Source organism: Actinokineospora sp., assembly GCF_050699995.1.
Taxonomy (GTDB): Bacteria; Actinomycetota; Actinomycetes; order Mycobacteriales; family Pseudonocardiaceae; genus Actinokineospora.
Map to the genome: position 1 here is coordinate 1 of NZ_JBOHGC010000524.1, position 10588 is coordinate 10588.

A 10588-nucleotide genomic window follows, 5' to 3' on the forward strand; every position below is an offset into this window, starting at 1 on the left:
GCCGGGACCGGGTCATCATCGGGTGCCGCGGCTTGCCGGACGGTCCGTACGTTCTCGTCCGGGAGTTGGTCAGCGAACTGGTGGGCGGTGATCCGGGGCCCGCCTTGGCCGCCGTCGAGGCGGACGACCTGCACCGGGTGTGCGCGGCGCTGCGAGAGCTGCTCGGCGCGCGGCTGCTGGTCGTCGAGGACGTGGAGTGCGCCGACCACCGTTCCCGGCAGGTGCTGCGGTACCTGGTGACGCGGCCGGCGGAACACGCGGCGCTGCTGCTCACCTGGACGCCCGGCGCCGAGCCGCCGCTGGGCACCCGGCTCGGGTCGGCCGCGGCCGCGGGCGTGCACCACTTCGAGGTCGGGCCGCTCAGCTCGGCCGAGGTGACCGCGCTCGCGGGCGGGTCTCGTGCCGACGAGGTGCGTGAGCTGGCCGCCGGGGTGCCGGCGCTGGTGCGCGCGCTGGTTGACCATCTGTCCTCTGAGGACGGATCTGCACGGGAGGTGTTGGCCCGCAAAGGGATTCCCCGAGCGGTCGCCGAGATCGTCGAGGAGCGGCTGACCGGCATGACCAAGGAAGGACGCCGGGTGATCGCCGCCGCCGCTCTGTCGCGGGGTCCGGTGTCGGTCCCGCTGCTCGGCGCGGTCTGCGGACTCGGGGCGCCGGAGATGGAGACGGTGTTGGCCGCCGCCGTGACCGCCGGCGTCCTGGCGTCGGCGGATGGCCGTTCGTTCGCCTTCCACCCGCCGATCATCGGGATCGCCGTGGGGCACGGCCTGCACCCGGTCGAGCGCAGGCGCGGACACTCGGCGTACCTCGCGGCGCTGCGACAGCATGATGCGGACGCGCTGCCGGACCTGGTGTTCCACAGCAGGTCCGCGGGCGACCTGGTCACCGCCGCCCGCTACGCCGAACGCGCGGCGCAGAACACGGACACCACCGAAGCGGTCCGGCTGTTGCAGGAGTTGCTGGCCGAGCCGGACCTGCCCAGACCCGAGCGGGGCGCGCTCGCGGTCCGGTTGGGACGGTTGGCGTTGAGCAGCCTCACCTACGACGAAACGATCGCACTGCTGCGCCGAATCCTGGACGACGGCAGGCTCCCCGCCGGGCTGCGCGGCGAGCTGCGCCTGGATTTGGGGCTGCTGCTGGGAAACCAGGCGGGTGACGGCGACACCGGGCGGGCTCAGCTGAAGGTGGCGGTCACCGAGCTGGGCCGCCGACCGGCGCTGGCGGCCCGCGCGATGTCGGCCCTTGCCGTCCCGTACTGGGGCAACTGCCCGCTGGAGGAGCACCTGCGGTGGCTCGCCGAGGTCGAGCGGACCGTGCCCGACCGCGGCGATCCGGTGCTGCTCCTCGCGACCGCGGTCAACCGGGCGAGCACGCTGGCCCAGATCGGTGACCCACGCTCGTGGGACGCCATCGCCGGACTCCCCGAGGACGGCGCGACGGCGGGCGAGCGCTGGGAGCTGCTGCGCGGCTGCGCCAACTTCTCCGACGCCGCGATCGCCCTGGGGCACCACGCGGCCGCCGCGGACTTCCTCGCCAGGGCGGCGGAGCTGGCGGGCCGCAGCGGGCCGTCGTACCCCTGGCAGATGGCCACGTCGAACCGGCTGCGGCTCGACCACGTCACCGGCCGCTGGGACGGCCTGGCCGAGCGCGCCCAGGCCTATCTGAAGTCCGCCACGCACACCACTTTCGTCGCCGTCGACGCGTCCCTTGTGCTGGCGCAGCTGGCGTTGGCCCGCGGCGAGTGGGACGAGGCGGAGGACTACCTTGGGGCGCACGGGCTCCGCTCGATGAACGGGTGGTACGGGCCGGTGGTGATGTGCGCCGCCGCCACGCGGATCCGGCTGGCGCTGGTCCGCGGCCGAACCGAGGAGGCTGTCGGCGAACTGGCGGCGGCCGTGGAGATCCTTCGGATCAAAAGGGTCTGGACCTGGGCGACGGAACTCGTGGACGCGGGGGTGGAAGCTCTCCTGCATACCGGTGATCTGCCCCGGGCCCAACGGTTGCACGACGAGTTCGCGGCGGACGTCTGCGGCCGCGACTGCCCGTTCGCGCACGCGATGGTGCCGTTCGGGCGGGCGGCCATCGCCGCGGCGCGGGACCGGTCGGACGAGGCGGCAACGCTGTACGACGAGTCCGCCGCGCTGCTCGCCGCACTCCCCCGGCCCTACGAACAGGCCCGCGCCCTGGAGGCCGCCGGGCGGTGCCTGCCGCCGGGATCCGGGAAGCCCGCGGAGGCGAGCAAGCTGTTCACCGCACTCGGCGCGACGTGGGACCTGGCCCGCTGCGACCACCTCGTCCGCGAGCACGGCGGGACGACCGGCGCCCGCCCCGGCCGCCGGGGATACGGCACGGAACTGTCGCCGCGCGAACGGCAGGTGGCACGCCTCCTGGCCCTCGGCCGCACGAACCGGGAGATCGCCGAGGTCCTCTTCCTCTCGCCGCGCACGGTCGAACGGCATGCCGCCCGAGTCCTGCACAAGCTCGGCGCGACCGACCGCGACGAGTTGCGGGCCGAGGACCACTGAGCGAACGCGTACCCCTACGCGTTATTTCCGGCGTTGTTCCCCGCGGTCTTCTCCTCGGACAGTTGCCGCACCGCAACTCGTTGCGGCCCTGCGAAAACCCTGCGAGAGGAACAACCGTGCGCACAATCACCACAGCGCTGCTCACCGGAGTCGGGGTGTTGGCGCTGTCATCAGCGGCCCTCACCGGCGTCTCCGCGGCGGCGCCCGCCGAGTCCGGGTACGTCGTCGTCCTGCGCGGCACCCAGGACGCGGCCGCGTTCGCCACCGGGCACGTCGACCGGCACGGCGGCAGCGTCGGGCACATCTACCAGCACGCGCTGCGAGGATTCTCGGCCACCCTGACCGCTCAGGGCGCCGACGCGCTGCGGCGCGACCCGAGGGTCAGCTCGGTCGAGCCCGACCGTGTCATGCACACGACCGACACCGTCCCCACCGGCATCGACCGCGCCTACGCCACCGCGAACCCGAACCTGAAGATCAACGGCAGCAACGACTACAGCGTCGACGTCGACGTCGCGGTGATCGACACCGGGGTGGCCCAGCACCCCGACCTGACCGTCGTGGCCCGCGCGAACTGCGTCAACACCACCACCTGCACCAACAATTCCGGCGTCGACGACCACGGCCACGGCACCCACGTGGCGGGCACGATCGGCGCCCGCGACGACGGCGCCGGTGTCGTCGGCATGGCGCCCGGCGCCCGCATCTGGTCGGCGAAGGTCCTGAACTCGGGCGGAAGCGGCAACCTGTCCGGGGTCACCGCCGGGGTCGACTGGGTCGCCGCCAACGCCGCCGAGATCGAGGTGGCGAACATGAGCCTCGGCTGCGACGGCTGCACCGACGCCGCGCTCAGCCAGGCCATCACCAACGCGGTCGCCAAGGGCGTGGTGTTCGTCGTTGCCGCGGGCAACAACGACAAGGACGCCCGGACGTTCTTCCCGGCCAACCACCCCGACGTCGTCACCGTGTCCGCGCTCGCCGACTTCAACGGCAAGCCCGGCGGCGGGGCGGGGTCGACCTGCCGCGCCGACCAGGACGACACCCTGGCCGACTTCAGCAACTGGGGCCCCGTGGTGGAGATCGCCGCGCCGGGCACTTGTGTCAACTCGACGTACCTCGACGGCGGGTACAAGGTGCTGAGCGGCACCTCCATGGCCGCGCCGCACGTCGCGGGCGCCGCGGGGCTGCTGACCGCGAACGGCAGCCGCGCCACCGGCCGCGACGGCGTACTCGCCGTGCGGCAGCGGCTGATCGACACCGCCAACACCGACTGGACCGACGACTCCGGCGACAACGTCAAGGAGCCGCTGCTCGACGTCCGGTCCACTCAGGACTACCCGGCGGGGGCCGCGGACCCCGGCCGTCCCACCGCGTCGTTCACCAGCGCCTGCTCCACGTCGAACACCACCTGCTCGTTCGACGCGCCGGGCTCGACCGATACCGACGGCACCATCACCGGCTACGCCTGGGACTTCGGCGACGGCGCCACCGCGACCGGCAGGACCGCGAGCCACACCTACCCGAAGGCGGGCTACTTCAGCGTCCGGCTGACCGTGACCGACAACGCGGGCAAGACCAACATCACCCGCCGCATGGTCAAGGCGGGCGACCTGCCGCCGACGGCCGCGTTCACCGCCCGCTGCCAGCGCGAGGTCTGCTCCTTCGATGGCAGCGCGTCGACCGACGGGGAGGGCGCGGTCAGCGGCTTCGCGTGGGCCTTCGGTGACGGCACGACCGGAACCGGGAAGGCCGTGTCCCACAGCTACCCGAACGTCAGCAAGGTCTACCAGGTGCGCCTGACCGTGAGCGACAGCCGCAACCAGACCGGCAGCACGACCCGCTCGGTCCGCTGCTCGCAGCACATCACCGTCCCGCTCTGCTTCGCCGTCTGACGCTCGCCTCGGTGGCGCTGTGATCCGTCACGGCGCCACCGGGGCAGACAGACCGATCAGGAATCGAGAAGCGCCCACCCCCGAGTCGCTTCTAGCGTTGGCGCCATGACCTCCATCGACTACATCACCCTCGAGGTGGCCGACCCCACGGCCGCCAAGCACTTCTACACCACCGCCTTCGGCCTGGACGACCAGATTCGCCTGCGGCATTCCGACGCGCCGACGAGCGGCTTCCGTGGTTTCACGATGTCGATCACCGTGTCGCAGCCCGCCACCGTCAAGTCCCTCATCGACGCCGCCGTCGACGCGGGCGCCACGACGCTGAAGCCGGTCGCCAAGTCGTTCTGGGGCTACGGCGGCGTCGTCCAGGCGCACGACGGGACGATCTGGAAGGTCGCGACGTCGGCCAAGAAGGACACCGGCCCGGACACCGGCCGGATCGACGAACTGGTGCTCCTGCTTGGAGCTTCGGATGTGGCCGCCAGCAAGCGGTTCTACGTCGACCATGGCCTCGCGGTGGCGAAGAGCTTCGGCCGGAAGTACGTCGAGTTCGCCACCCCGTCGAGCCCGGTCAAGCTGGCCCTCTACGGCCGCCGCGCCCTCGCCAAGGACGCGGGCGTCTCCCCCGACGGCACGGGATCGCACCGGCTGGCCCTGGGCACCGACGCCGCCCCCTTCACCGACCCCGACGGCTTCACCTGGGAGACGCGGCGCGCCGCTCAGGTGTGAGCGGTCATCGGTGCCAGGCCGAGGTCGGCCATCGCCGCCTCGCCCGTGGTGAGCACCAGCGTCCGCGCCCACTGGTAGCGGCAGCCAACGGCTTCGAACAGCCGCGATCCGATCTCCGCGTTGCTGAGGTGCTCCCCCAGCAGGGACAGCACTTCGGCCTCCCTGGTCGATATTCCCGCCTGCGCCACCACGGACCCATCCTGCCGCATCCCGTGTGGACTCCGTGGTGCTCTCGGTGGTCGCCACGGATGTGGGCGCGACGTTTCCGGGAGAGGCTTATGCCGTGGTCATCACCGGCCACAACCGATCCGATCCAAGGAGTGACCATGTCGGTCAAGACCGTCCTGCACCCCGTCTCCGACCTGGCCGCGGCGAAGGCCGTCTACACCGCCCTGCTCGGCACGGAACCGCAGGTCGACGAGTCGTACTACGTCGGCTTCGAGGCCGACGGCCAGCACATCGGCCTCGTGCCGGGCGGTGGACCGCAGGGCATGACCGCACCGGTGGCCTACTGGCACGTGCCCGACATCGAGGCGAAGCTGGCCGAGGTGACCGCCGCGGGAGCAACCGCGCAGGACCCGGTGCGCGACGTCGGCGGCGGCCGCCTCGTCGCCACCTTCACCGACCCCGACGGCCTGCTCCAGGACCGCTGAGCACTGCCCGCCGACCAAGAGAGGAAACCCACGATGACCGCCACGAAGAAGTCCACCAAGACCGTCGGGTTCAGCGACGAGGAACTCGCCGCGATGAAGGAGCACGGCCAGGAACTGAAGAAGGCCGCGCGCCGCGGGGCCAAGGCCGACCTGGAACCGGACGTGCTCGCGAAGATCGCCGAGATGGCGGGACCGGATCGCTCGATGGCCGAGCGGATCCACGCCATCATCCGGGCAGCCGCGCCCGACCTCGCACCGAGGCTCTGGTACGGGATGCCCGCGTACGCCAAGGACGGCAAGGTCGTCTGCTTCTTCCAGAGCGCGGAGAAGTTCAAGGCGAGGTACGCGACACTCGGCTTCAGCGACCAGGCGGCGCTCGACGACGGCACCATGTGGCCGACCTCCTTCGCGCTGACGAAGTTGACCCCGGCCGATGAGAAGCGGATCGCCGCGCTCGTCAAGCAAGCGGCGGGCTGAGGCCGTCATGACAGCCCCGCCTCGACCACGACCAGCCCGACGGCGCGGAACCTGCGGGCGAGCGGGCGGGTGCGGCTCACCATCGGCCCGACCCGCGACGTGGTGCTCATCGAGGGATCCGCGGCGGTCGCCGACGGGATCACGGCCGAAGTCGCCGACGAGTTCGCCGCGAAGACCCCGGGACCTGATGGTCGCAGGTGCGTTAGACCCCGGATACGGTGCTATCCAACGCTCAGACCTGCCGGAGGGTGTAGGAGAGCACGACGATGCCGTTGGCCAGCGTTGTCGTGTCGGCGTGGTCGAACAGTGCCTGCGAACCCTGCCGGAACAGCAGGTCCCGAGGCTGGGCGTCGCCGACGATCAGTGGGTGGACCCACAGGCGCAGCTCGTCGATCAGGCCGTTGTCCAGCAACGCCTGGGAGACCTGGCCGAATCCGTACTGCACGATGTTTTCGCCTGGCTGCTCTTTGAGCTTGGCGACCTCAGTGGCCACATCACCGTCGAGCACGGTGGTGTTCGCCCACTTCGGATCGGTCAGCGTGGTGGAGAAGACGTACTTCTTGATGCTGTTCATCCGGTCGGACAAGGGATCCCCGGACTTGGTCATCCACACCGGCGCGAAGCCGTCATAGGTGCGCCTGCCCATGAGCACCGCGTCGCAGGAGAGCAGCAAGTCGGTTTGGATCTTGCCGCCGGTGCCGTCGTCCTTGCCGGAGGAGGGCGGCCAGTGGTGAGGGTTCTCGATGACGCCGTCGAGCGAGATGTATGTCGAGTTGATGAGCTTGCGCACGGTCCGCGCCTTTCGGTTGAACGGTTCTTCGGGAGGTGAGCCCGGCACCCATTGTGTCGCCGAATCGGTCGGTCACCCAGAGCCAATCGCGCCGCCGGATTCAGGACCGATTCCGGGACGTGGCGAGCTCGCCCACCGCGGACGCGAGTGCGCGAACCCCGTCCGCGATCTGGGTTTCGGTGAGGTGGGCGTAGCCGAGGACGAGCCCCGGGCGCCCCTCGGTAAGGCGATAAGGAGCCACTCCGACGACCTGCACACCGTGATTCGCCGCGGCGGTGACCACGGCCTGCTCGGGCAGGTCGTCCGGGAGCCAGACGACCAGGTGCAGGCCGGCCGCGATGCCGACGGGTTCGAAACCGGGCAGGTGCCGCTCCAGTTCGGCGAGCAGGGCATCGCGCCTGCGCCGGTAGACCGGGCGCATACGCCGAAGCTGCCGGTCGAACTCGCCACGCTGCAGGAAATCTGCGAAGGCGAGCTGGTCGATCACCGGCGAGCCCCGGTCGGCCAGTTTCCTGGCCAGGGCGACCTCGTCGGTCAGGTGCGGCGGCAACACCAGCCAGCCCAGCCGCAGCCCGGGCGCGAGCGTCTTGCTCAGCGAGCCCGCGTGCGCCACGACATCGGGAGCCAGACCCTGCATCGCGCCGATGGGCGCCCGGTCGTACCGGTACTCCGCGTCGTAGTCGTCCTCCAAGATCAGCGCGCCGCGGCGGCGCGCCCACCCGACCGCCGCGGCCCGTGACTCCGCGGGCAGCACCCCGCCCAGCGGCCACTGGTGCGAGGGCGTGAGCACGACAAGATCGGCGTCGGCGCGCTCCAACGCGTCGACCCGGACGCCATCGTCGGCGACCGGCAGGCCGGTGACCGCGAGCCCGTGTCTCCGCGCCAGCTGGCGGATGTCGTCCTTCACCGAAGGATCCTCGACGGCCACACAGCGGGCGCCACGGTGGGCCAGCACGCTGAGCACGAGCGCGACGGCCTGACCGTAACCGCTGGTGATGACCACCTGGGAAGGGTCGGCCGACATGCCGCGGGCCCGGTTGAGGTAGTCGGCGAGGGCCGCACGCAGCTCCGGCTGCCCATACTCGTCGATGTCGTTGAGCCGGTCGTGCGGCGCCTGGGTCAGCACTCGCTTCAGCGAACGCAGCCACGCCGCCCGCGGAAAGCCGGCCACGTCGGCACGGCCGCAGCCGAAGTCGACGCGGAGTCCGGGCGCCGGTGCCCTGACCGCCGGTGGCGACGCGGGCCCTGGGCCCGCCGCCACCCGGGTGTAGGAGCCCGAGCCGCTGACCAGATACCCCTCGGCGACAAGCTGCTCGTACGCCTCGACCACAACCCCGCGGGACACCCCAAGCTCCGCCGCGAGCCGCCGCGACGGCGGAACGGCGGTGCCGACCCGAAGCCGCCCCGCCCGGATCCCCGTGCGCAGCGCGGACCCGATCTGCCGGTGCAAGGGGACAGAGCTGGTCCGGTCGAGCTCCACGAGCAGGTCGTGGACGAGCCCGGAGTTCGTTCTGGGCAAGCTCACCGCCGCAGGCTAGCGCCCACCGGCCCACCTCGCCGCGAATTCGCCGAGCTGCGCGGCACCCGGCTACCTCAGCAGCCTCGCGACATAGGGTCAGCGGGGCCCAGACGACGGTGTCGAAAGGTGGGCGTCGAGGAACGCGCGTAGTGGCGCCACGTGCCGGACCGGATCACGCCACTGGGCGAGAAGGTCTTCGAGCAGGTGCTGCTCGGCGATCTGCGCGCCGTGCCGCCAGACCCGCACGACCGGGTGCAGGAACGCGCTCTCGTGTGCTCGGTCGGGGGTTGGGTGCCGTTTGATGGCGAACACGTCGCCGTAGTCGTGCCTGCCCCAGCGCAGGGTCACGGTGAGGCAGAGGGAACCGCCGCCGAATCGTTCGACCGCATAGTCCTCCGGCAGATCGGCGTAGTGCCGGAAGTGTCCGGCCGCCTCATCGAGGACGTAGACGTCACAGAGGTATTCGAACTGGGTCCACAGCGCCGAACTGTGGTTCACCCGCGCCAGAATCGCGGTCGTCACTTCGTCGGCGTCGACCGGCAGGATCCGTTCGTCCAGCGGGATCTCTTGGTAGCGCTCGACAAGGAGCGCCGCGAGGGTCCGCAGGTTGTAGCGGAATCCGTCGATGAACGCCGACGACGCGCGCTTGAAATCGCGTGCCTGCATCAGGGTGCCCGCGAAGTAGAGGCCGTCGACGTTCACCGACTGGAAGTCCGGGCGGATCGCCGGGATTCGCCCGTTCGGGACGAGTTCCGGCAGGCACGAGTCGCCGAAGGGGCCCGTGTCCATGGTGAAACCGGTGCAGCGCACCACTTTGTCGTACTCCAGCAGCGCCTGTTCGCCTTCCGCGAGGGTGTAGCTGATCCCCACTTGGTACGTATCGCCTGCACGTCGGATCTGGTCGACGCGGCACTCCAGCACGCCGTGCAGGGTCTTGAACCAGTAGCTGTCGAGGAACGCCCCATACTGGCCGCGCACATGTCCGGGGTGTTTGCTCGTCCAGGCGAGCCGGACCGGGTTCGGGCTGGCCAGGTGGACGACGGCGGCGTGGTCGAGCATCGCGTGGGCCGTCTCGAACGCCGCGTTGCCCTTGCCGATGATCAGCACGCGCTGGTCTGCGAAGTCCGCGCCGCTGGTGGACACGTCTTCGTACCCGACGGCCAGCTCGATCCCCGGAATGTCCGGGATGTAGGGGTGACCCCACCCGGTCGCCATGATCACGCACTCGGCGTGGAACACCTGATCCGCCGTGAACACGACGAAGATCCCGTCGGACTTCTCGGTCCGCCGCACGCCACTGGAGAACCGGACGTTCAGCCCGTGCCGCCGCTGGAAGTCGGCCAGGTAGCACAGCAGATCGTCGGTGTGCGGGAAGTACTCCCGCGAGTAGCGGGGGAACAGCAGGTCGGGATCGTCGTTGAGCAGCGAGTTCCAGTCCCACCGCAGCGCGATCTCCGGATCCTTCTGGCCTGTGTGCACCTTGTTCAGCGAGATCAGCCTGCGGTGGCGCGGGTAGCGGGTGAAGAACGACCCTGGAATCGCCTCTCGTTCCAGGGTCACGTAGTCCGCACCCGCCTGCTGCAGGAAGTAGCTCAGCTGCAGCCCACCCGGACCCGCGCCGACGATCAGGTAGCGGTGGACATGGTCGTCCGACGCGGGTCCGGTCATCGAGGAACTCCCTTGCCCAGGCGTGCGGTTCGGGGTCGACCGTATCGAGTGATCGTCGGGCGGCCTACCGCCGTCAGGCCGGAGTGCGCAGCGACGCGATGGCCGCGGCGATTCCCTCCGGGACCGCGATGAGAACGCGCACGTTGTCGGCCGCCATCGCGTCACCGCCCGCGACGAGATCTCGGACGTAGTCCGACAGGCGCACGGTCTGTCCCGCGGTAACCATCTCGTCATACGAGCCCCCGAGAGCGCAAAAGGATTCAACCGTCCCGCGGCGGCCTTGAAACCGACACGCACGACGGGAGCGTCATGGTCGACTTGACGTGGGGGCGAGC

General features: G+C 70.7%; 10 protein-coding genes. 5 read left to right on the forward strand and 5 right to left on the reverse strand.

Annotation, left to right across the window (positions count from 1 at the left end; genetic code table 11):
* The 3 genes from ACRDSQ_RS25990 to ACRDSQ_RS26000 all read left to right on the forward strand — a co-directional run.
* Nucleotides 1-2525: LuxR C-terminal-related transcriptional regulator (locus ACRDSQ_RS25990; RefSeq protein WP_431424582.1), on the forward strand; the 2525-nt coding region annotated here is incomplete at its 5' end.
* Nucleotides 2526-2641: 116 nt separating this feature from the next.
* Nucleotides 2642-4417, forward strand: a complete 1776-nt coding sequence (locus ACRDSQ_RS25995) for a S8 family serine peptidase (RefSeq protein ID WP_431424583.1) — start codon at nt 2642-2644, stop codon at nt 4415-4417.
* A 105-nt stretch (nt 4418-4522) separates the two neighbouring features.
* Nucleotides 4523-5146, forward strand: coding sequence for a glyoxalase (locus ACRDSQ_RS26000; RefSeq protein ID WP_431424584.1), 624 nt, complete (start codon nt 4523-4525; stop codon nt 5144-5146).
* On the opposite strand, the gene ACRDSQ_RS26005 is transcribed toward ACRDSQ_RS26000, so the two are convergent.
* Nucleotides 5137-5355 (reverse strand): hypothetical protein, encoded by a 219-nt coding sequence (locus ACRDSQ_RS26005; protein WP_431424585.1) that lies wholly within the window; start codon nt 5353-5355, stop codon nt 5137-5139. The two genes, ACRDSQ_RS26000 and ACRDSQ_RS26005, sit on opposite strands and share 10 nt — an antisense overlap.
* Nucleotides 5356-5472: 117 nt before the next feature.
* Here ACRDSQ_RS26005 and ACRDSQ_RS26010 point away from each other — a divergent pair, with 117 nt between their 5' ends.
* Together ACRDSQ_RS26010 and ACRDSQ_RS26015 are read left to right on the forward strand one after the other, a co-directional pair.
* Nucleotides 5473-5799, forward strand: a complete 327-nt coding sequence (locus tag ACRDSQ_RS26010; RefSeq protein WP_431424586.1) for a VOC family protein — start codon at nt 5473-5475, stop codon at nt 5797-5799.
* A gap of 33 nt (nt 5800-5832) precedes the next feature.
* Entirely contained in the window at nt 5833-6276 is a 444-nt protein-coding gene (locus ACRDSQ_RS26015; RefSeq protein ID WP_431424587.1) for an iron chaperone, read from the forward strand.
* 232 nt (nt 6277-6508) lie between these two features.
* On the opposite strand, the gene ACRDSQ_RS26020 is transcribed toward ACRDSQ_RS26015, so the two are convergent.
* The 4 genes from ACRDSQ_RS26020 to ACRDSQ_RS26035 form a co-directional block, all read right to left on the reverse strand.
* Complete coding sequence (locus tag ACRDSQ_RS26020) at nt 6509-7066, reverse strand: dihydrofolate reductase family protein (RefSeq protein WP_431424588.1); 558 nt, start codon at nt 7064-7066, stop codon at nt 6509-6511.
* Nucleotides 7067-7166: 100 nt separating this feature from the next.
* Entirely contained in the window at nt 7167-8591 is a 1425-nt protein-coding gene (locus ACRDSQ_RS26025) for a PLP-dependent aminotransferase family protein (protein ID WP_431424589.1), read from the reverse strand.
* Nucleotides 8592-8681: 90 nt separating this feature from the next.
* Nucleotides 8682-10253 carry an NAD(P)-binding domain-containing protein gene (locus tag ACRDSQ_RS26030; protein WP_431424590.1) on the reverse strand — a complete coding sequence of 524 codons (1572 nt, stop codon included), beginning with the start codon at nt 10251-10253 and terminating at the stop codon, nt 8682-8684.
* A gap of 73 nt (nt 10254-10326) precedes the next feature.
* Nucleotides 10327-10479, reverse strand: a complete 153-nt coding sequence (locus tag ACRDSQ_RS26035; RefSeq protein WP_431424591.1) for a hypothetical protein — start codon at nt 10477-10479, stop codon at nt 10327-10329.
* Nucleotides 10480-10588 lie beyond the last annotated feature (109 nt).

Excerpts from the sequence above, each read along its gene's own strand:
- ACRDSQ_RS26000 (WP_431424584.1), top strand. The coding sequence starts at position 4,523 with ATGACCTCCATCGACTACATCACCCTCGAGGTGGCCGACCCCACGGCC.
- ACRDSQ_RS26005 (WP_431424585.1), bottom strand. The coding sequence starts at position 5,355 with ATGCGGCAGGATGGGTCCGTGGTGGCGCAGGCGGGAATATCGACCAGG.
- ACRDSQ_RS26010 (WP_431424586.1), top strand. The coding sequence starts at position 5,473 with ATGTCGGTCAAGACCGTCCTGCACCCCGTCTCCGACCTGGCCGCGGCG.
- ACRDSQ_RS26015 (WP_431424587.1), top strand. The coding sequence starts at position 5,833 with ATGACCGCCACGAAGAAGTCCACCAAGACCGTCGGGTTCAGCGACGAG.
- ACRDSQ_RS26030 (WP_431424590.1), bottom strand. The coding sequence starts at position 10,253 with ATGACCGGACCCGCGTCGGACGACCATGTCCACCGCTACCTGATCGTC.
- ACRDSQ_RS26035 (WP_431424591.1), bottom strand. The coding sequence starts at position 10,479 with ATGGTTACCGCGGGACAGACCGTGCGCCTGTCGGACTACGTCCGAGAT.